The 19823-nt window shown below is 74.5% G+C and carries 17 protein-coding genes and 1 riboswitch; of the genes, 8 read left to right on the plus strand and 9 right to left on the minus strand.

Translation table 11 applies throughout. From position 1 onward, the window contains the following. The first annotated feature begins 63 nt into the window (after nt 1-63). Nucleotides 64-1224 carry a hypothetical protein gene (locus tag TEK04_RS18295; RefSeq protein ID WP_336405791.1) on the plus strand — a complete coding sequence of 387 codons (1161 nt, stop codon included), beginning with the start codon at nt 64-66 and terminating at the stop codon, nt 1222-1224. A gap of 261 nt (nt 1225-1485) precedes the next feature. Next, nucleotides 1486-3030: a hypothetical protein gene (locus TEK04_RS18300; protein WP_336405792.1), complete on the plus strand. Its 1545-nt coding sequence runs from the start codon at nt 1486-1488 to the stop codon at nt 3028-3030. A 153-nt stretch (nt 3031-3183) separates the two neighbouring features. Here TEK04_RS18300 and TEK04_RS18305 read toward each other — a convergent pair whose 3' ends face one another. The 3 genes from TEK04_RS18305 to TEK04_RS18315 form a co-directional block, all read right to left on the minus strand. Next, entirely contained in the window at nt 3184-4608 is a 1425-nt protein-coding gene (locus TEK04_RS18305) for a glycine hydroxymethyltransferase (RefSeq protein WP_336405793.1), read from the minus strand. Between the two features lie 19 nt (nt 4609-4627). Beyond that, a riboswitch (ZMP/ZTP riboswitch) is annotated at nt 4628-4709 on the minus strand. A gap of 68 nt (nt 4710-4777) precedes the next feature. After that, the gene (locus tag TEK04_RS18310; protein ID WP_336405794.1) at nt 4778-6190 is read right to left on the minus strand and encodes a metallopeptidase TldD-related protein; all 1413 of its coding nucleotides are present in this window, start codon (nt 6188-6190) and stop codon (nt 4778-4780) included. Next, nucleotides 6187-7701 carry a TldD/PmbA family protein gene (locus TEK04_RS18315; protein WP_336405795.1) on the minus strand — a complete coding sequence of 505 codons (1515 nt, stop codon included), beginning with the start codon at nt 7699-7701 and terminating at the stop codon, nt 6187-6189. Before TEK04_RS18315 ends, TEK04_RS18310 begins: the two co-directional genes overlap by 4 nt. Before the next feature lie 76 nt (nt 7702-7777). Here TEK04_RS18315 and TEK04_RS18320 point away from each other — a divergent pair, with 76 nt between their 5' ends. Further along, on the plus strand, nt 7778-7915 hold the full coding sequence (locus TEK04_RS18320; protein WP_336405796.1) for an arsenate reductase/protein-tyrosine-phosphatase family protein: 138 nt from the start codon (nt 7778-7780) through the stop codon (nt 7913-7915). A gap of 327 nt (nt 7916-8242) precedes the next feature. Next, entirely contained in the window at nt 8243-9040 is a 798-nt protein-coding gene (locus TEK04_RS18325) for an MBL fold metallo-hydrolase (protein WP_336405797.1), read from the plus strand. A 24-nt stretch (nt 9041-9064) separates the two neighbouring features. Here TEK04_RS18325 and rnhA read toward each other — a convergent pair whose 3' ends face one another. After that, nucleotides 9065-9529 (minus strand): ribonuclease HI, encoded by a 465-nt coding sequence (rnhA, locus tag TEK04_RS18330; protein ID WP_336405798.1) that lies wholly within the window; start codon nt 9527-9529, stop codon nt 9065-9067. A gap of 27 nt (nt 9530-9556) precedes the next feature. Then, nucleotides 9557-10852, minus strand: a complete 1296-nt coding sequence (locus TEK04_RS18335) for an amidohydrolase family protein (RefSeq protein ID WP_336405799.1) — start codon at nt 10850-10852, stop codon at nt 9557-9559. Nucleotides 10853-10885: 33 nt separating this feature from the next. Between TEK04_RS18335 and TEK04_RS18340 the strand changes: the two genes are divergently transcribed. The 4 genes from TEK04_RS18340 to TEK04_RS18355 all read left to right on the plus strand — a co-directional run bounded on the left by TEK04_RS18340 (nt 10886) and on the right by TEK04_RS18355 (nt 14922). Further along, a complete protein-coding gene (locus TEK04_RS18340; RefSeq protein ID WP_336405800.1) occupies nt 10886-11587 on the plus strand; it encodes a DedA family protein in 702 nt (233 codons plus the stop codon). Continuing rightward, nucleotides 11584-12258 carry an HAD family hydrolase gene (locus tag TEK04_RS18345; RefSeq protein ID WP_336405801.1) on the plus strand — a complete coding sequence of 225 codons (675 nt, stop codon included), beginning with the start codon at nt 11584-11586 and terminating at the stop codon, nt 12256-12258. The genes TEK04_RS18340 and TEK04_RS18345 overlap by 4 nt, the downstream gene beginning before the upstream one ends. Nucleotides 12259-12415: 157 nt before the next feature. Further along, entirely contained in the window at nt 12416-14161 is a 1746-nt protein-coding gene (locus tag TEK04_RS18350) for a nucleotide-binding protein (RefSeq protein WP_336405802.1), read from the plus strand. Beyond that, nucleotides 14158-14922, plus strand: coding sequence for an alpha/beta hydrolase family protein (locus TEK04_RS18355; protein WP_336405803.1), 765 nt, complete (start codon nt 14158-14160; stop codon nt 14920-14922). Before TEK04_RS18350 ends, TEK04_RS18355 begins: the two co-directional genes overlap by 4 nt. Here TEK04_RS18355 and TEK04_RS18360 read toward each other — a convergent pair. The 4 genes from TEK04_RS18360 to TEK04_RS18375 form a co-directional block, all read right to left on the minus strand. Beyond that, nucleotides 14891-15781 (minus strand): SRPBCC family protein, encoded by an 891-nt coding sequence (locus TEK04_RS18360; RefSeq protein ID WP_336405804.1) that lies wholly within the window; start codon nt 15779-15781, stop codon nt 14891-14893. The two genes, TEK04_RS18355 and TEK04_RS18360, sit on opposite strands and share 32 nt — an antisense overlap. Before the next feature lie 99 nt (nt 15782-15880). After that, the gene (locus TEK04_RS18365; RefSeq protein WP_336405805.1) at nt 15881-16741 is read right to left on the minus strand and encodes an FAD binding domain-containing protein; all 861 of its coding nucleotides are present in this window, start codon (nt 16739-16741) and stop codon (nt 15881-15883) included. Between the two features lie 28 nt (nt 16742-16769). Next, nucleotides 16770-19244 (minus strand): xanthine dehydrogenase family protein molybdopterin-binding subunit, encoded by a 2475-nt coding sequence (locus TEK04_RS18370; RefSeq protein ID WP_336405806.1) that lies wholly within the window; start codon nt 19242-19244, stop codon nt 16770-16772. After that, nucleotides 19241-19726, minus strand: coding sequence for a (2Fe-2S)-binding protein (locus TEK04_RS18375; protein ID WP_336405807.1), 486 nt, complete (start codon nt 19724-19726; stop codon nt 19241-19243). Before TEK04_RS18375 ends, TEK04_RS18370 begins: the two co-directional genes overlap by 4 nt. Between the last annotated feature and the right edge of the window lie 97 nt (nt 19727-19823).

Genomic DNA, 19823 nt, shown 5'->3' on the forward strand with positions numbered 1-19823 from the left:
TCCGGGACGCATTCGGCACGAAAGGCTGGTCACCGGGCCGCGGCCCTCCCTAGCTTTCGCCGCATGCCCCGGGCCGTCCTCCTCCACCACGGCCGCCCGCCGTCCGGCGGGCGGTCGTGGACGCGGCGCGTGCTGACCGGCGCCGCACTCGGGCTGGGCTCCGCCGCGGCCTGGCTGGCCCTCGCCGGCCCGGCCGCGGCCGACGACGGCGGGACCTCCGAGCCGGTCGAGGCCACCACCGTCACCGCGCAGGAGACGTCCCCACCGGATGACGCGCCCGTCGCCACCCTCGCCGACGGGGGCACGTCCACCGAACCCGCCCCCACCACCGCGGACCCGGGGACGGCGACCTCGACGTCGGACACGCACTCGAGCACGACCGTGGCGTCGACTGCGGGGGGCGACCCGGAGCCCGCCGACCCCGGCCGCGACACCGACGACCCCGGGGCCCCCGCCCCGGAGCCCGACGAGCCCGGGTCCACGACCGCGCCGGGCCCGACCGCGGGGTCGAGCTCCGCCGCCGGAGCCGCGGTGGGGTCCACCACGGCTGCCCCCGCGCGCACCACCGGTTCCGGGACCGCCGGCCCGGACTCCGAGGACGGGACGGCGACCGACCCCGCGCCGGCGGACCGCAGCGCGCCCCGGACGGCCTCCGCCACGACCACGGGGACGGCTGTCACGTCGGCGACGGAGCCCGCGGGCGGGCCGGACGCAGACCCCACCGCGGCCCCGAACAGCACCTCCGGGACCGCCGCCGGCACCGCGCCGACGCCGTCGCCGACGTCGGCGACGGGCGCCGAGGCCGACGCGGCCCGGGCCGCCGGGACCCTCTGCTCGGCCCCGGCCGCCGCACCCGGTGGGCACCCCGGCACCGCCACCACGCCGCGCCCGACCCACGGCACCGCCGCCCTGGTCCAGCGGGAGGTCATCGCACCCGCTACCCCGGGCACCGCCCCCCTCGACAGCCCGGCCCCGCCCGCCCCGGGTGACCCCGCGCCGGCGCCCGCCCCGGGCCCCGAGGACGCACCCGTCGCCGTCCCCGCGCCATGCGGCAGTTCGAGCACCACCGGCACCGGGCAGCCGGCCGCCGGACCCGGCGGCGGTGCCGCCGTCCTCCCCGCCGACCTCCCCGCCCTCCGGGCCGGGACCGCCACCGCGCGCGACCTCGCCGCCGTGGCCCTCGTCGTCGACGCCGACGACGACCCGGGCTCGCGCCCCGACTGATCCCCGTCGCCGCGCGCGGACCTCGGCGTCCCGGCGTGCCCGCGGGGGGCACACCACGACGCACGGCCGTCCTGGCCTGGCCAGCCCGGACCACACCACTGCGCCGCGGCAGCACCGCCCCGGCAGGACCCGAGCAGCGCTCGGCACCCGCACGACGGGTCGGGCAGCCCCCACCGGGGGCTCCCGGCCGCACCTCCCGCACCACCCCTCCGCACGACCAGCTCGTGCGCAACGACGCACACCAGCGAAGGAGCACCAGACATGAACCGAACCGTGCGCAACGGCCTCGCCGTTGCCACCATGGCCGGCGGGATCTTCCTGCTCGGCTCGGCGGTCGCCTCGGCCGACGACGGCACCACAGCCAGCGCCGAGTCCGTCGGCGGGCCCGCGATCACCGAGGTCGACACCTCCACCGGCGCCTACGGCTACGCCGAGGGCCACGAGGTGGACAACGACGGGGAGGCCACCGGCGGCAACGGCGGGGCCGGCGGCACCGTCGACGCCGCCCCGGTGACCAGCGGCGTCCTGGCCGGCTCGGTGCACGGGGACACGACCGCGTCGTCCTCGGCCACCAGCACGGTCACCAACACCGCCCCCGGCGGCGACGGCGGCGACGCCTCGGTCAGCCCCGTCACCTCCGGTGACGTGACCGGCGGGAACGCCAGCGCACACGGCGGCGGGGACACCACCGCGACGTCGGAGTCCCTCGGCGGTGGTGGTGGGGAGCCCGACTACGCCGCGCTCGGCTCTGAGGGCCCCACCAGTGGGGGGGCCGTCACCGCCGTGGACTCCTCGACCTACGCGGAGGGCTATGCCACCGGGCACGACGTCGAGAACAGCGGGACAGCCACGGGCGGCAAGGGCGGGAACGGTGGATCGGTGCACGGCGCCCCGGTCACCTCCTACACCATCTGCCTGGCCTGGAAGGGCGACAACCACTGCACCTCGACCGCGACCAGCACCATCACCAACAACGCCCCGGGCGGGGACGGCGGTGACGCGACCGTCTCGCCCATCACCTCGGGCAACGTCTCGGGGGGCAACGCCTCGGCCAACGGCGGGGGCAGCACCACCGCCAGCTCGGAGTCCGTCGACGTTGCGGACTTCCTGCAGTGGCTCGTCGGGTCGGGGCTGGTCAGCTCCTCCGGTGACGGGTCCTACACCTGGGTCGACGCCTCCACGTGGGCCGTGGGCGGCGTGCGCGGCCACGCGGTGGACAACGACGGCACCGCGACCGGCGGCAAGGGCGGCGACGGCGGATCGGTGCACGGCGCCCCGGTCACCTCGTACGTGATCTGCCTGGCGTGGAAGGGCGACAACCACTGCAGCTCGACCGCGACCAGCACCATCACCAACAACTCGCCCGGGGGCAAGGGCGGGGACGCCTCGGTCAGCCCCGTCACCAGCGGCGACGTGACCGGCGGCAACGCGTGCGCGTCGTCCTCGGGCACCGCGTGCCCGCCGGCCGGTGGCCCGGAGCACCCGGCCCAGCCGGCCGAGCCCACGCACCCCGCCACCCCGGTCCACCCCACCACCCCTGAGCACCCCGCCACCCCGGTGCACCCCGCCGCCCCTGAGCACCCGGCGGCCGCCGAGCACCCGGTCGCCGCGGTGCAGCACGTGGCCCCGGTCGTCACGGGTTCGGGCTCGGGCGGGCACGGCACGACGGTGAACGCCTCGTCGTCGTCCCCGTCGACGCTGGCCTACACCGGCGCCGACGTCTCCGACGCCCTGGGGCTGGGCCTGCTGGCCCTCACCGGTGGCCTCGGGCTGGCGCTGGCCGGCCGCCGGCGGTCGGCCGCCTGACCGCAGCCGACCCGCGGTCCCCCTGACCCCGGGACCGCACCCCACCCCCCCGCTCACTCCCCCGCTCAGCGTTGATCAGCGGGGTGCACGGAACTCCGGCCCCCTCCACCAGATCTGGTGGAGGGGGCCGGACTCCTGCGCAGGAGGAGCGGGTCAGACCAGCTCGACGCCGGGGTACAGCGGGTGGGCGTCGACGATCTCGGCGGCGCGCGCCCGCACCCGCTCGGCGACACCGTCGGCGATGGTGAACTTCACCTTCGAGTCACCGACGGCCGACGTGGCCTGCAGGACGTCGGCCATCAGGTCGCCGACCTCGGCCAGCTCGGCGGTGCCCAGGCCGCGGGTGGTCAGCGCCGGGGTGCCCAGCCGCACGCCCGAGGTGTACCAGGGCCCGTTCGGGTCGCCGGGGACGGCGTTGCGGTTGGTCACCAGGCCCGACTCCAGCAGCGCGGCCTCGGCCTGGCGGCCGGTCAGCCCGGCCCCGGAGACGTCGGCCAGCACCAGGTGGTTGTCGGTGCCCCCGGTGACCAGGGTGACGCCGCGGCGCAGCAGCGCCTCGGCCAGCGCGCGGGAGTTGTCCACGATGCGCTGGGCGTAGTCGGCGAACTCGGGACGACGCGCCTCGGCGAACGCCACCGCCTTGGCCGCCATCACGTTGCCCAGCGGGCCGCCGAGCACCAGCGGGCAGCCGCGGTCGATCGAGGGGGCGTACTCCTCGGTGGCCAGCACCATGCCGCCGCGCGGCCCGCGCAGCGACTTGTGGGTGGTGGTGGTGACGACGTGGGCGTGGGGCACCGGGTCCTCGTCGCCGGTGAACACCTTGCCGGCGACCAGACCGGCGAAGTGGGCCATGTCGACCATCAGCGTGGCGCCGACCTCGTCGGCGATGTCGCGCATGGCGGCGAAGTCGACCCGGCGCGGGTAGGCGGAGTACCCGGCCACCAGGATGAGCGGCTTGAACTCGTTGGCCTGCTTGCGCAGCGCGGCGTAGTCGATGAGACCGGTCTCGGGGTCGGTGCCGTAGCTTGCCTGGTGGAACATCTTGCCGCTGATGTTGGGCCGGAACCCGTGCGTGAGGTGACCACCGGCGTCGAGGCTCATGCCGAGCATGCGCTGGTCACCCAGAGCGCGGCGCAGGGCGGCCCAGTCGGCCTCGCCGAGGGCGTCGACGTTCTTGACGCCGGCCTCGGCCAGCGCGGGGGTCTCGACCCGGTGGGCCAGGATGGCCCAGAAGGCGACCAGGTTGGCGTCGATGCCCGAGTGCGGCTGGGGGTAGGCGTACTCGGCGCCGAACAGGGCCCGGGCGTGGTCGGCGGCCAGCCGCTCGACGGTGTCGACGTTCTGGCAGGCGGCGTAGAAGCGGCGGCCGGGGGTGCCCTCGGCGTACTTGTCGCTGAACCAGTTGCCCATGGCCAGCAGGGTCGCCGGGGAGGCGTAGTTCTCGCTGGCGATCAGCTTGAGGCTCTCGCGCTGGTCGTGCAGCTCCTGGCCGATGGCGGCGGCGACGGCCGGCTCGACGTCGGCGATCACCTGCAGCGCCGCCTGGAAGGCGGTGCTCTCGGGGGACGGGGTGGTCATCGGGGCTCCTCCGTGGATCGCTGGGTGCCCAGGCGCGCGGCGGTCACGACGGAGCCGCTCCCCGGTGGTGTCCCACCTGTGCGCCAGTCACGGCCCGGCCACGAGGGTACCGGCCCGACCGGCGCACCTCCCGCGCCCGACGGCGACCGGCCGGGCCCGGGGAGGCGTGTCAGCTGGCCGGCGACACCGAGCTCATGTTGAAGTCGGGTACCCGCAGCATCGGCATGGCCGCCCGGGTGAACCAGTCGTTCCACTCGCGCGGCAGGGTGCGCTCGGTGCGCGAGGCCTGGTTGGCCCGCCCCAGCAGCGAGACCGGCGACTCGTTGAACCGGAAGTTGTTCACCGCGCCGGTCACCTCGCCGTTCTCCACCAGGAAGACGCCGTCGCGGGTCAGCCCGGTGAGCAGCAGGCTCTGCGGGTCGACCTCGCGGATGTACCAGAGCGTGGTGAGCAGCAGCCCGCGCTCGGTGCTGGCGATCATCTCCTCGGTGGTGGCCGTGGCGCCGGGCAGCTCGAGCACCAGGTTGTCCAGCGCTGCCGTGGCCGGTGCGGTCTGCTGCAGCGCCCAGGCGCGCGGGCGGATGAGGTTGCCCAGCACGCCGCCGGAGATCCAGTCGACCGCGGGGGTGGCCATGCCGTTGTCGAACACCGACGCCGCCCCCGACGACCCGCCCACGGTCTGGAACGGCGCGCACTCCAGGCCCGGCTCGGCCGGGTCACTGCGCAGGGTCAGCGGCAGGCCGCAGATGCGCTCGCCGGTGCGGTTGCCACCCCCGGCCCTGGCGTAGACGTTGCGGCCCTCGTCGGCGTCGCGGGCCTCCATCGTCCAGTAGGCGTAGATCATGAGGTCGCTGACCGCCGAGGGCGGCAGCAACGTCTCGTACCGACCGGCGGGGAGCTCGACCCGGCGCTGCGACCAGGCCATCTTGCGCTGCACGTCGGCGGCCAGCGCCTCGATCGAGACGTCGGAGAAGTCGCGGGTACCCACCCCGGCCCACACCGAGCGCCCGAAGTCGCGGCTCTTGCCGTTGAGCTCGACCCGGCCGGTGGGCTGGTCGTGCCGCAGCCGCAGCCCGGTGGAGGTGCCCAGGTAGGTGGTGGCCATCTGGTGCTCGGCGAAGCCGAACAGCAGCTCGTCGCGGCCCCCGGCCTCGCCGAAGGCCTGACCGAGCGCCGGGGCCACGTCGCCGAAGACCTCGATCGAGGTGGTCGCGGGCTCGGCGTCCCAGTCACCGGTGGCGGTGGGCGCGAGCGGGTCGCCCGGGCTGATGAGCGGCATCGCGTCCTCGGCGGGGCCGGCGTCCCGGGCGGCCTGCTCGCTGGCCTCGACCAGCTCGGCGACGTCCGGCGTCCCGGTGCGGGCGACGGTGCCGGCGGCCATGCCGGCGCCGCCGTCGATGAAGCTGATCACCACGACCTGGCGGGAACGCATCGCGCCGTTGGTGGTCAGACTGTTGCTGGCCCACCGCAGGTTGGCCTCGGAGCTGTCGACGACGTAGGCCACCGCGCCGTCGGCGGTGGAGGCGGCGAGCGCGGCCTCGACGATCTGCTGACCGGTCTGGGCCTTCGACTGAGCGCTCACTGGCCGCCCTCCTGCACCGTGTTGAGGATGGTCGTGCCCTCGAAGAGGGCGCTGGGGCAGCCGTGGCTGACCGGTGCGACCTGGCCCGGCTGGGCCTTGCCGCAGTTGAAGGCACCGCCCAGGACGTAGGTCTGCGGGCCGCCGACCCGGCTCATCGAACCCCAGAAGTCGGTGGTCGTGGCCTGGTAGGCGACGTCCTTGACCTGGCCGGCCAGCTTCCCGCCCTCGATCTTGTAGAACCGCTGGCCGGTGAACTGGAAGTTGTACCGCTGCATGTCGATCGACCAGCTCTTGTCGCCGACCACGTAGATGCCGCGGTCGACCCCGGCGATGATCTCCTCCGTCGACGGCCCGTCGGGGGCCGGCTGGAGCGAGACGTTGGCCATGCGCTGCACCGGCACGTGCCCGGCGGAGTCGGCGAACGCGCAGCCGTTGGACCGGCCCATGCCACGCAACCGGGCCATGTTGCGGTCGACCTGGTACCCGACCAGCACGCCGTCCTTCACGATGTCCCACTGCTGGCCGGCGACGCCCTCGTCGTCGAAGCCGACGGTGGACAGACCGTGCTCGGCGGTGCGGTCGCCGGTGACGTTCATCAGCGACGAGCCGTACTGCAGGCTGCCCAGCTGGTCGGGCGTCGCGAACGACGTGCCGGCGTAGGCGGCCTCGTAGCCCAGCGCCCGGTCGAGCTCGGTGGCGTGGCCGATCGACTCGTGGATGGTGAGGAACAGGTTCGAGGGATCGACCACCAGGTCGTAGCGGCCGGGCTCCACCGACGGCGCCTTGGTCTTCTCGCGCAGGTGCTCGGGGATCTCGGCGAGCTCGCCGCGCCAGTCCCAGCCGGTGCCGGTGAGGTACTCCCAGCCGCGGCCGGCCGGCGGGGCCAGGGTGCGCATCGACTCGAACCCGCCGGTGACCCGGTCGACGGTCAGGGCCGTGAACGTCGGGTGGATGCGCACCCGCTGCTGGCGGGTGCGGGTGCCGGCGGTGTCGGCGTAGTACTTCTGCTCCTTGACGTGCATGACGTCGGACTGCACGTGCTCGACGCCGTCGGCGGCCAGCAGCTGCTCGGAGAGCTCGACCATGAGGCCGGTCTTCTCAGCCTCGGGCACCTCGAACGGGTCGACGTCGTACGCCGAGACCCACTCCGCGTCGGGGTAGGCAGGCTCGGGCGCCAGCTCGACCCGGTCGGTGTTGAGCGCGGCCGACACCTGGGCGACGGCGACGGCCTCCTCGGCGAGCCGCACCGCCTCGGCCGCGGTGAGGACGACGCCGGCGGCGAAGCCCCAGGTGCCCTCGTGCACGACGCGCACGGCCAGGCCGAGGTCCTCGCCGTCGGCGGCGGCCTCGACCCGGGCGTCGCGCAGCCGGATGGTCTGGGTGCGGATGCGTTCGACCCGGATGTCGGCGTGCTCGCAGCCCAGGTCGACGGCGCGGGTGAGCGCGGCGTCGGTGAGCGCGGACAGCGGGAGGGCCAGGAACGACGCGTCCACGGAACGGGGTTCTGCCACGGGTCCTTCCTACCAGCCGGCACCGACAGGACCGACCCGATGCTTCGCAGTGCTCACGACCGGTGACCGCGGGTGCATGCCGTACCGCGTCTCCATGGTCTGCCTGGGCAACATCTGTCGCTCCCCCGTCGCCGAGGTGGTGCTGCGGGAGATGGTCGGGGCCGCCTGCGCTGGCCTGGTCGCCCGACTGCCGGAGATGATGGCCGCCCGCTGACCGCCGCCGGGGCCCACTCCGGCGCAGGCCCCGGCGCAGGACACGTGGCCCGTCACATGGCCCGTCACGTGGCCCGCGCAGGAGCGCACCCGCTCGGCGGTGCGTGCGCACGCTCCCCGCTCCCCGCCACGACCCGCATCGGCGCGCACCGGGGACCTCGGTGTGCTGAGGAGCGCGCGTCGCCGACCGGTGACCCGCCACCGCGCGCACCCACCCGCCGGGCGCGGTCGGGCCAGGGACGCCGGGCGCGGTCGGGCCAGGGACGCCGGCGGTCGGCCCCTGCCGGTCGCGCCGGTAGAGCCCCCGGCCGGCGGGGTAGGCGGGACCATGCCCCACGACGACGTCACCCTGACCTTCGGCGGGACGGCGACCACCCTGCTCCGGCTGGGCCCGGCCACCCTCCTCACCGACCCGAACTTCCTGCACCGCGGCGAGCTCGCCCACCTCGGGTACGGCCTGCGCAGCCGCCGCTTGACCGACCCGGCGATCACGCCGGCCGAGCTGCCCGAGCTCGACGCCGTCCTGCTGTCGCACATGCACGGCGACCACTGGGACCGCCGGGCGACCCGCGAGCTGCCCAAGCCGCTGCGGGTGGTGACCACCCCGGAGGCAGCCCGCTGCCTGGCCGACCGCGGCTTCACCGCCACCGAGGACCTGCGGCCGTGGCAGACCACCTCGGTGGTGCGCGACGGCGTCGAGGTGCGGGTGACGTCGGTACCCGGCGTGCACGGCCCCGGCCCGCTGGCCCGCCTGCTGCCGCAGGTGATGGGCAGCGTGCTGGAGCTGGTGCGCGACGGCGAGGTGCGCTGGCGGGGCTACGTCACCGGCGACACCCTGTTCCGCCCGGCGCTGGCCGAGGTGCTCACCCGGTGCGGACCGCTGGACGCCCTCGTACCGCACCTGGGCGGCACGAAGCTGGGACCCTTCCTGGTGACGATGGACGCGCAGCAGGGCGCCGACCTCGTCGAGCTGCTGCAGCCCGGGGTGACGGTGCCCGTCCACTACGACGACTACGGCTTGTTCAAGGACCCGCTCGGGAACGTCGTCCGCGAGGTCGCCCGGCGCCGGCTGCCCGGCACCCTGCGCCCCGTGGTGCGCGGCCAGACGGTCGCGCTGCGCGCCTGACCCGCTGCGCGCGTGACCCGCGCCTCAGACCCGACCGGCAGCTCGCACCTGGTCGACCCCGAGGTTGGCCAGCGCGTCGGCCCGCTCGTTGCCGGGGTCGCCCGCGTGCCCCTTGACCCAGGTCCACCGCACCTCGTGCCCGGCCACCGCCGCGTCCAGGGCACGCCACAGGTCCTCGTTCTTGACCGGTGCCTTCGCCGCAGTGCGCCAGCCGTTGCGCTTCCACCCGGCCACCCAGCTCTGGATGCCCTGCATGACGTAGGTGGAGTCGATGTGCAGGTGCACGGACGAGCGCCGGGTGAGGGCGCCGAGGCCCTGGATGACCGCGGTGAGCTCCATGCGGTTGTTCGTCGTCACCGGTTCACCGCCGAACAGCTCCTTCTCGTGCGCGCCCGAGCGCAGCAGCACGCCCCAGCCACCCACTCCCGGGTTGCCCTTGCACGCCCCGTCGGTCCACATGCTGACCACGGGCAGTGCTGGTTCGGCCACGCCCGGGACCCTACGTCGAGCCGGCGGTCAGCCCGCCTCGCGGGCGAGGCGGAGGCCGCGCTCCTGCACCTGGGCGCGCAGCTCCGCCTCGTCGACGGTCGTCGAGACGCCGTCGCGCACGACCTGGCGGCCGGCCACCCAGGTGTCGCGCACGTGCCGCGAGCCCACCGACCAGACCAGGTGGGTGACCAGGTCGGTGAGGTCGCCGACCGGGGTGAAGGCGATGTCGTCGGTGTCGACGTGCACCAGGTCGGCCCGCCGTCCGACCTCGAGCTGACCGAGGTCGGGTCGGTCGACGGCCGCGGCCGCCGCGCCCGTGGCCAGCCAGAACGCCTCGGGGGCGGTGAGGGCCAGGGCGTCGCGCTCGCGCAGCCGGGCCAGCTGGGCGGCCAGCCGGAGGTCCTCGAAGAGGTCGAGGTTGTCGTTGGAGGCCGGGCCGTCGGTGCCCATGCCCACCCGGATGCCGAGGTCGAGCATGTCGCGCAGCCGCGCGGTGCCGCTGGCCAGCTTGGTGTTCGAGCCGGGGCAGTGCGCCACGGCGACGTCGTGCTCGCGCCAGATCTCGAGGTCGGCGTCGTCCATGTGCACGCAGTGGTTGCCCAGCACCCGGCCACCCAGGACGTCGTGGCTGCTGAGCAGCTGCGGCACCGAGACCCCGTGCTCGGCGAGCAGCTCGTCCCCCTCGGTCGCGGTCTCGGCGACGTGGATGGTCAGCAGCAGCCCGTGCTCGCGGGCGGCAGCCCCGGCGTCGCGCAGCACCGGCAGCGGCACGGTGTAGGCCGAGTGCGGGCCGATGCCGTACTCGACCTGCGGGTCCGAGGAGGCCGCCAGGTCCACGGCCGTGGCCAGCTGGTCGTCGAAGGAGCCGAACCCGGGCAGGCCGATCAGGGGGTTGGCGACGATGCTGCGCGCCCCCGTCGTCCGGACGGCCGCGGCGATGCGCTCGGGCTGGAAGTACATCTCGACGCTGGTGGTCACCCCGTGCCGCAGCATCTCCGCCGACGCCGCGGTCATCGCGACCTCGACGTCCTCGGGGGTCAGCTTCGCCTCCCGCGGCCACATCACCTCGCGCAGCCAGCGGTCCAGCGGCAGCCCCTCGCCCTGCCCGCGGAACAGCACCATCGGGGCGTGCGAGTGCGTGTTGACCATGCCGGGCACCAGGACGCCGGGCAGCGCCACGACCTCGGCCTCCGACGACGGCGCCTCGGCGGCCGGGCCCACCCACGTGATCAGGCCGTCCTCGACGTCGAGCACGGCATCGGGGACGACGGTGCCGGCGCGGTCGCCCACGACCACGGCCCGGGCGGTGAAACGCTGCGTCATGCCCCGGACGCTAGCCGCCGATACCGTGGGCCCGTGTCCGTCCTCGCCGCGACGTCGTCCGGCCAGGGCGGCATCACCGGCTTCCTGCTCGACCTCATCGACGCGCTGGGCCCGGTCGGGGTGGGCCTGACCGTCTTCATCGAGACCGTCGTCCCGCCGATCCCCAGCGAGGTCGTGCTCAGCGCGGCCGGCGTGCTCATCAACGACGGCCGCATGGCGCTGGTCCCGGTCATCCTGTTCGCGACCCTGGGGTCGGTGCTGGGTGCGGCCGTGCTCTACCAGGTGGGCCGCTCGTTGGGCCCGCGGCGCTCGCACGCCTTCCTCGACCGGCTGCCGCTGGTCAAGACCGAGGACGTCGACCGCACGTTCGCCTGGTTCGAGCGGCACGGGCGCCCGGCGGTGTTCTTCGGCCGGATGGTGCCGATCGTGCGCAGCTTCGTCTCGGTGCCCGCCGGGGTGGTGCGGATGCCCTGGGCGCAGTTCCTGGCCTACACGATCGCCGGGTCGCTGATCTGGAACTCGCTGCTGATCGGGCTCGGCGTGGCCCTGGGCGACGTGGTCAACCAGTACCTGGGGTACCTCGACTACGTCATCTACGCGGCCGTCGTCGCGGTGGTCGTCTGGTTCGTGCGCCGGGCGGTCAAGGAGCGGACCACCCGGGGCGGCACCGAGCCCGACCGCAGCGCGGCCGACCGGGTCCTGGACGTCGAGCCCCGGGAGGGGGACGACCGGTGACCCGCACCCGACCGGTGGTCGTCGCCTTCGACGTGAACGAGACGCTGCTCGACGTGGGCCCCGTCGCCACGACGCTGGCCGACCGCGGCGTCCCGGCGCACCTGTTCGGCACCGTCTTCGGCCGCACCCTGGGCACCGGCTCGGCGGCCATGCTGACCGGCACCTGGTGCTCCTTCCGCGACGCCTTCGACGGCGCCCTGGCCCAGCTCACCGACCTCGACGACGCCGCCCGGTCCGAGGTCGCCGACGTCTTCGGGCAGCTGTCGCCGCACCCCGACGTCGCGCCGGCCCTCGAGCTGCTGGCCGAGTCCGGCGTGCGGGCGGTCACGCTCACGCACGGCTCGGCCGGGGTCGCCGAGGCCGGCCTCGCCCGCGGCGGGGTCGACCACCTGGTCGAGCGCGCGCTGTCCGCGGAGTCGATCCGGGCGTGGAAGCCAGCCCGCGAGGTGTACCTGTGGGCCGCCGGGGTGTGCGACGTCGTCCCGGCCGACCTCGCCCTCGTCGCGGTGCACGGCTGGGACGTGCACGGCGCGCAGCGGGCCGGGCTCACCGGCGGGTGGGCAGCGCGCGCCGAGCACCGGTACTCCCCCGTCCTCGACACTCCGCACGTGCGCGGCGCCGGCCTCGTCGAGGTCGTCCGCGGCCTGCTGGAGCTGCCCCCGCACGGGTGATCGGACGCGCCGGACCCGCAACCCTGAACTACCTTGATCGCGACCCATCCCGCTCGTCCAGACTCCCGATGGGGGCCCACCCGTGTCCGACCGCCCAGCCGAACCGACCGCCGACGACCCGACCACCGGGGCGGGATCGTCCGGGGAGTCGTCCGCGGTGTCGTCGGAGCAGTCCTCGGGCGAGTCCTCGGACGGGTCCTCGCCGGTGGAGACCCCGTCGGAGGAGGCACGTCGGCGTACGGACGGCGACCGCTGGCAGGCTTCGCTCGACAGCTGGTCGACCTCGTCGGACGCCGCGACCCCGCAGCGCCCCGACTCCGGTACCCAGGAGATCCGCCTCGACCAGCCCGTGGGCACCCCCGCCGGCGGCGGGACCCCGCCCTGGTCGGCCGGCGCGACGTCGTGGGAGGGCACCGCGCAGCAGCCCAGCACCACCGACGACCGGTCGTGGGAGCAGCAGTCGCGCGACCAGATCGCCGCCTGGCAGCAGCCGCCGTCCTGGCAGCAGGACGCCGACGCGCAGCGGTCCGAGGACGCCCCCGCACCGTCGGGGCGCCCCGCTGACCAGCCGGTGGGCCAGCCCGCGCCCTGGGACGCCGCCCCCGACCCCGCGCGCTCCACCCCCGCCACGCCGTCCACCTGGGACCAGCAGGCGCAGCAGGCGTGGCCGCAGGCCGAGCCGCAGCGCGCCTGGGAGCCGCCGCCGGGGGCCCGACCCTGGGAGCAGCAGTCGGAGCCCGGGCGGCACGGCCACCCCGGTGCCGAGCAGGGCGGACCCTCCGCGCCGCAGCAGTCCACCCCGCCGCAGTCCGCGCCGCAGCAGTCCGCGCCCGAGGCCCCGGGGCAGCAGTGGGGGCAGTCGCCGTCGGGCGGGTGGGGCTCGCAGGGCAGCTCCTCGTGGACGCCCGGGCCGCAGCACGCGTCCCAGCAGCCCACGCACCAGCAGCCCACGGCCCAGCAACCGCCGCCGTCGCTCACGTCGCAGTCCCTGCTGCGGCAGACCGCCGAGGCACCCACCCGGGGATGGCGGCGCTTCCTGCACAAGGCCAGCGGCGGCACGGTCAACCCCGGGCTCTCGCAGGCCGAGCTGGAGCACCGCGCCCTCGTGCAGCGCGTCACCACCCCGGTGCGCGGCAGCAACCGCATCGCGGTCGTCTCGCTCAAGGGCGGCATCGGCAAGACCACGACCACCTGCTGCCTGGGCCTCACGCTGGCCCACCACCGGGGTGACCGGGTCGTCGCTGTCGACGCCAACCCCGATGCCGGCACCCTGGCTGAGCGGCTGACCAACGTCACCGACGTCACCGTGCGCGACCTGCTGGCCGCCAAGGACCGCGTGCGGTCGTTCACCGACGTGTCGGCGTTCACCTCGCTGGCCGGCCGCCTGCAGGTGCTGGCCAGCGACCAGGACCCGGCCCTGTCGGAGGCGTTCAGCGAGGAGGAGTACACGACCGTCGCCGACATCCTGGCGCGGTACTTCAACCTCATCCTCACCGACTCGGGCACCGGCCTGCTGCACTCGGCGATGTCGGGCACCTTGGCCATCGCCGACTCGCTGGTCGTGGTCGGGGCCCCCTCGGTCGACGGCGCGAGCCGGGCCAGCAAGACCCTCGACTGGCTGATCGCGCACGGTCATGAAGAGCTGGTGGCCCGGTCGGTCGCGGTGATCTCGAGCGTGCGGCCCAACACCGGCGACGTCGACATGGGCATGGTCCGCGACCACTTCGCCGCCCGCTGCCGCGCCGTGGTCGAGATCCCCTACGACGCCCACCTCGTCACCGGTGGCCTCATCGACCTCGACCGGGTGGGCGCGCCGGCCCGCAAGGCCTACCTCGAGCTCGCCGCGCACGTCGCCGACGGCTTCGCCCTGCCCCCGCTGCAGCGGGCCTCCGCGCAGGCGTGAGGAGCCGGGACGTCGACACCCCGCTCGGCCCGGCCCGGGTCACCGTCGACGACCCGCTCGCCTCGCCGCTGGGCACGCTGCTGCTCGGCCACGGCGCCGGCGGCGGCATCGAGGCGCCCGACCTGCTGGCCGCCACCGCGGCGGCCACCGGTCAGGGCTGGCGGGTGCTGCGGGTCGAGCAGCCGTGGCGGGTGGCCGGCAAGCGCATCGCCGCGGCCCCGGCCAAGCTCGACGAGGGCTGGACGGCGATCCACGCGGGTGTGCCCGAGCTGCTCACCGGGCCGGTGGTGCTCGGCGGGCGCAGCGCCGGCGCGCGGGTGGCGTGCCGGACGGCGGGTCCGCTCGGCGCGGTGGGCGTGCTGTGCCTGGCGTTCCCGCTGCACCCGCCGGGCAAGCCGCAGAAGAGCCGCGCGGGCGAGCTGGCCGCGGTCAGCGTCCCCACGCTGGTGGTGCAGGGCGACAGCGACGCGTTCGGCGGGCCCACCGAGGTGCGCTCCGCCCTGGGTCAGCACCCGGCGACGGTGGTGGCGGTGCGCGGTGACCACGGGCTCAAGGCCGACCCGGACGCCGTCCGCACCGCCGTGGAGACCTGGCTGCCCGCCCTCGCCTGCGCCCCCGGGGCCGGGGGGTGGAACACCCCGGTTCCCGGGGGTCCGTCCTGGCTCACCGGCGTGGGTGAGCCTGGACGGACGTTGCTGAACCCAGCTGATCAATGCCGGGTGAGCGGGGCTACTTGCGGCGGCGGACCAGGAGGGCGATGACCACCAGGACGCCGACGCCGATCGCGGCGGGCTTGGCGAACCGGGTGAACGCGGCGGTGCCGGCGACGTCGAGCAGGTCGATCGGCTCGGGCTCGGCCTGCGCCGGGCGGGGACGCGCGGTGGCCGGACCGGAGGTGCCGGGCTTGTTCGGCGGCGCGGTGGTGCCCGACGGCGGCTTCGAGGGCGCCTTCTTCGCCTCGGTCTTCGCCGCGGCGGCCTTGTCGGCGGCGGCGTCGGCGGCCTGCACCGTCGTGGAGGCGGCCTTGCGGGCGGCCTCGGCGATCGGGGTGTCGCCGTCGGCGCTGCCCGCGACGGACTCGGCGACCTCACCCACGGCACCGGCGGCGGTCGCGGCGGCGTCGGCTGCCTGCTCCTTCGCCGTGCTCTCGACGGTGGGCTCCTGGGCCGGGGCGTCGGTCTCGCCGAGCTGGGCGGCCAGCTTGTCGGCGAACTGGCCGAGCAGCTTGTTGCCCACGTCGGTCATGACGCCGCGGCCGAACTGGGCCGGGCGACCGGTGATGTTGAGGTCGGTGAGGACGTCGACGCGGGTCGAGTCGCCCTCGGCCTTCAGCTGCGCGGTGACCACGGCGGCGGCGGTGCCGTTGCCGCGCTGGTCCTTGCCGCGGGCGTCGATGACGGCCTTGTGGGCGTCCTCGTCCTTCTCGATGAAGGAGGCCTTGCCGGCGTAGGTGAGGTTGATCGGTCCGAGCTTGACCTTGACCCGCCCGGTGAAGTCGTCACCCTCCACGCTGTCGAGCGCGGCCCCGGGCATGCAGGGCGCGATCCGCTCGATGTCGAGCAGCACCTTCCAGGCGTCGTCGACGGGGACGGGGACGAGGAACGAGTTCTCCAGCTGCACGGGTGGACCTCCGGTGGTGGGGGCGGACGACGGCCGGCCCACCCGTTGCAGGGTGGGCCGGCCGGGTCCGGGGGAACTGCCTGGTGCCTGTGGCCGACGCTACAGCCCGGCGGCCGCGCGCACCGCTCGCCCGGTGAGCACGCGGGCCAGGTGCTGGCGGTAGTCGGCCTGGGCGTTGAGGTCGCTGCTGGGCTCGGTGCCCTCGGCGGCCTGCGCGGCGGCGGCGGTGACGGTCTCCAGGCTGACGTCGGCGCCGACCAGGGCCTGCTCCACCGCGGTCGCCCGCAGCGGGGTGGCGCCCATGTTGGTCAGCCCGATGCGGGCCTCGGCGATGGTCGAGCCCTCGCGGCGGACGGCGGCTGCCACGGCCACGATCGACCAGGCCTGGGCGACGCGGTTGAACTTCTCGTACCGCACCCCCCAGCCCTCGCCCAGCTTGGGCACCCGCACCTCGACGAGCAGCTCGCCCTCCTCCAGCGCCGTCGTCAGGTAGTCGACGAAGAACGCCGAGGCCGGCACCGAGCGCCGCGCGCCGCCGGGTCCGGCGATGACGAACTCGGCGTCCAGCGCCAGGGCCACCGCCGGCAGGTCGCCGGCGGGGTCGGCGTGCGCCAGGGCGCCGCCGAAGGTGCCCCGGTGCCGGACGGCGGGGTCGGCCACCGTCTCGGTCGCCTCGGCGATCAGCTTCCCGTACTGGGCGATCAGCGGGTCGCGGAGGACGTCGGTGTGGGTGGTCATCGCCCCGATGACGAGGGAGTCGCCGTCCTCCCGGACGCCGCGCAGCTCGCTCACCTTCGTCAGGTCGACGACGGTCTCGGGCGCGGCCAGCCGCAGCCGCATGACCGGGATGAGCGACTGCCCACCGGCCATGATCTTCACGTCCTCCCCGCCGTCGGCGATGGCCTGCAGGGCCTCGTCGACCGTGGTGGGACGCGCGTACGCGAACGACGCGGGGATCATGGCTTCGCTCCTTCGTCGCTACGGCGGATCACTGTGCAGCCTCCTCGATGCCGGACTCCGTGGTGCGGGCGCCGCCGTAGGCGTTGCTGCCCTCGGCGGCGCGGTCGCCGCCGTCGCCGCCTTCGTGGATGGCCCGCCAGACCCGCTCGGGGGTCAGCGGCATCCGGATGTCGGTCACGCCCAGGTGCCGGACGGCGTCCAGCGCGGCGTTGACCACGGCCGGGGTGCTGGCGATGCACCCGGCCTCGCCCACGCCCTTGGCGCCCAGCGGGTTCGACGTCGCCGCGTGCACCGTGTTGCCGGTGTCGAAGTGCGGGAGGTCGGCCGCGGACGGGAGCAGGTAGTCCACGAACGTGCCGGTGGTGAGGTTGCCGTCGGCGTCGTAGATGGCCTCCTCGTACAGGGCCTGCGCGATGCCCTGGGCGAGGCCGCCGTGCATCTGCCCCTCGACGATGACCGGGTTGACGATGTTCCCGATGTCGTCGACCGAGGCGTACTTGCGGATCTTCACGAAGCCGGTCTCGGTGTCGACCTCCATCGCGCACAGGTGGGTGCCGTGCGGGAAGGAGAAGTTGACCGGGTCGAAGGCCGCCTCGGCGTCGATGGAGGGCTCGATGCCCTCCGGGTAGTCGTGCGCGGCGAAGATCGCCAGGGCGATCTCCTGGATCCCCAGCCCGGCGCCCGGCGTCCCCTTGACGGAGAACTTCCCGCCGGAGAACTCCAGGTCGTCCTCGCTGGCCTCCAGCAGGTGCGCGGCGATCTTCCGGGCCTTGGCCACGACCTTCTCGGCGGCCTTGACGACGGCGGTGCCGCCGACGACGAGGGAGCGGGAGCCGTAGGTGTCCAGGCCGCGGCTGCTGATGGCGGTGTCGCCGTGCAGCACCTCGACGTCCTCGAAGGGCACACCCAGCTCGTCGGCGACGATCTGGCTCCACGCCGTCTCGTGGCCCTGCCCGTGAGGGGTGGAGCCGGTGACGACCTCGACCTTGCCGGTGGGCAGCATCCGGATGGAGGCCTGCTCCCAGCCGCCCGCGCCGAACGAGAGCGAACCGAGCACGCGGGAGGGCGCCAGGCCGCACATCTCGGTGAACGTCGAGATGCCGATGCCCAGCTGCACCGGGTCGTTCGACTCCCGGCGCCGCTGCTGCTCGGCGCGCAGCTCGTCGTAGCCGAGCAGCTCGAGCGCGGCCTGGGTGGCCTGCTCGTAGTCACCGGAGTCGTACTCGAGGCCCGCCACCGTGGTGAACGGGAACTCCTCCGCCCCGATCCAGTTCTTGCGACGGACCTCCATCGGGTCCATGCCGAGCTCGACGGCCAGCTCGTCCATGATCCGCTCGATGGCGAACGTGGCCTCGGGCCGGCCGGCGCCGCGGTAGGCGTCGGTGGGCACCTTGTTGGTGAACACGCCGTCGCACTCGAAGCGGTAGGCCGGGAACTTGTAGATGCCCGGGAACATGAACGCACCCAGCGCCGGGACGCCGGGGGTGATCAGCCGCAGGTAGGCGCCCATGTCGGCCAGCAGCCGCACGCGCAGGCCGGTGACGGTGCCGTCCTTCTTCGCCGCGACGTCGATGTACTGGATCTGGTCGCGCCCGTGGTGGGCGGTCATCAGGGACTCCGAGCGGGTCTCGGTCCACTTGACCGGCTTGCCCAGCCGGCGGGCGACCAGCAGCGCCAGGATCTCCTCGGGGCAGACCTGCAGCTTGCCGCCGAAGCCACCGCCGACGTCGGGGGCGACGACGCGCAGCTTGTGCTCGGGGATGCCGGTGGTCAGCGCGCCCATGACCCGCAGGATGTGCGGGATCTGGGTGGCCGACCACAGCGTGAAGTTGTCCCCCTGGACGCCGACGACGGCCGAGCGCGGCTCCATGAACGCCGGGATGAGGCGCTGCTGCACGAACCGGCGGGAGACGGTGACCTCCGCGTCGCGGAAGGCGGCGTCGGTGTCGCTGCCGGTGCCGGCCTCGCCGGCGTCGAAGACGAAGTGGTAGCTGGTGTTGGAGCTGGTGGAGGCGTGCACGAGGTCCGCGCCGTCCTGGACCGCCTCCTCCATGTCCAGCACGACGGGGAGGTTCTCGTAGTCGACGTCGATGGCCTCGACGGCGTCCACCGCGGCGGTGCGGGTGCGGGCGACGACGATGGCCACGGCCTCGCCCACGTGGTTCACGGTGTCGACGGCGATCGAGGGGTGGCCGGGGTTGACCATGTCGGGGGTGACCGGCCAGGCGCAGGGGATGGTGCCCTGCTCGTCCTTGAAGTCCGCACCCGTGTAGACCGCGACGACGTTGGGCCGGTCCTTGGCGGCGCTGACGTCGAGGTGGCTGATGGTGGCGTGCGCGACGGGGCTGCGCAGGAAGGCCATGTGCAGCATCCCCGGCAGGACCATGTTGTCGGTCCAGGTGGTCTTCCCGGTGATCAGCCGGGCGTCCTCCTTGCGGAGGCGGGCGTTGCCGACCTCCTTGACCGGGGCCTGCGCGGTGGTGGGTTCGTCGGTGAGGGTCATGCCTGTGCTCCCGCCGTGCTGCTCATCTCGCCGGCGGCCTGCTGCACCGCGCGCACGATGTTCACGTAGCCCGTGCAGCGGCAGAGGTTGCCCTCGATGCCCTCACGGATCTCGGACTCGCTGGGGTTCGGGTTGTTCTTGAGCAGGTCGATCGAGGCCATGATCATCCCGGGGGTGCAGTAGCCGCACTGCAGCCCGTGCTTCTCGTGGAAGGCCCGCTGCATCGGGTGCAGCTCGCCGCCCTCGGCGATGCCCTCGATGGTGGTGACCTCGCTGCCGTCGGCCTGCACGGCCAGCACGGTGCAGCTCTTCACGCTCTCGCCGTCCAGGTGGACGGTGCAGGCACCGCAGTTGCTGGTGTCGCAGCCGACGACGGTGCCGACCTTGCCGAGCTGTTCCCGCAGGTAGTGGACCAGGAGTGTCCTGGGTTCGACGTCGTCCGAGTAGGACGCCCCGTCGACCCGCACGTTGATCTGCGTCATGTCCTCCGCCTCGTTGCAGGGTGCGTTGTTGCAGGCCGTGTGACGGCGGTCTCCCGCCACCCGGACCTGAGTGTGCCGACGGACACACCTGTTAGGC

Origin of the sequence: Klenkia sesuvii, assembly GCF_037083825.1 — a bacterium.
Classification (GTDB): domain Bacteria; phylum Actinomycetota; class Actinomycetes; order Mycobacteriales; family Geodermatophilaceae; genus Klenkia; species Klenkia sesuvii.

Bases quoted from the DNA above. Each gene is read 5' to 3' on its own strand.
- TEK04_RS18295 (WP_336405791.1), top strand. From the start codon at position 64: ATGCCCCGGGCCGTCCTCCTCCACCACGGCCGCCCGCCGTCCGGCGGG.
- TEK04_RS18300 (WP_336405792.1), top strand. From the start codon at position 1,486: ATGAACCGAACCGTGCGCAACGGCCTCGCCGTTGCCACCATGGCCGGC.
- TEK04_RS18305 (WP_336405793.1), bottom strand. From the start codon at position 4,608: ATGACCACCCCGTCCCCCGAGAGCACCGCCTTCCAGGCGGCGCTGCAG.
- TEK04_RS18320 (WP_336405796.1), top strand. From the start codon at position 7,778: ATGCCGTACCGCGTCTCCATGGTCTGCCTGGGCAACATCTGTCGCTCC.
- TEK04_RS18325 (WP_336405797.1), top strand. From the start codon at position 8,243: ATGCCCCACGACGACGTCACCCTGACCTTCGGCGGGACGGCGACCACC.
- TEK04_RS18335 (WP_336405799.1), bottom strand. From the start codon at position 10,852: ATGACGCAGCGTTTCACCGCCCGGGCCGTGGTCGTGGGCGACCGCGCC.
- TEK04_RS18365 (WP_336405805.1), bottom strand. From the start codon at position 16,741: ATGATCCCCGCGTCGTTCGCGTACGCGCGTCCCACCACGGTCGACGAG.
- TEK04_RS18370 (WP_336405806.1), bottom strand. From the start codon at position 19,244: ATGACCCTCACCGACGAACCCACCACCGCGCAGGCCCCGGTCAAGGAG.
- TEK04_RS18375 (WP_336405807.1), bottom strand. From the start codon at position 19,726: ATGACGCAGATCAACGTGCGGGTCGACGGGGCGTCCTACTCGGACGAC.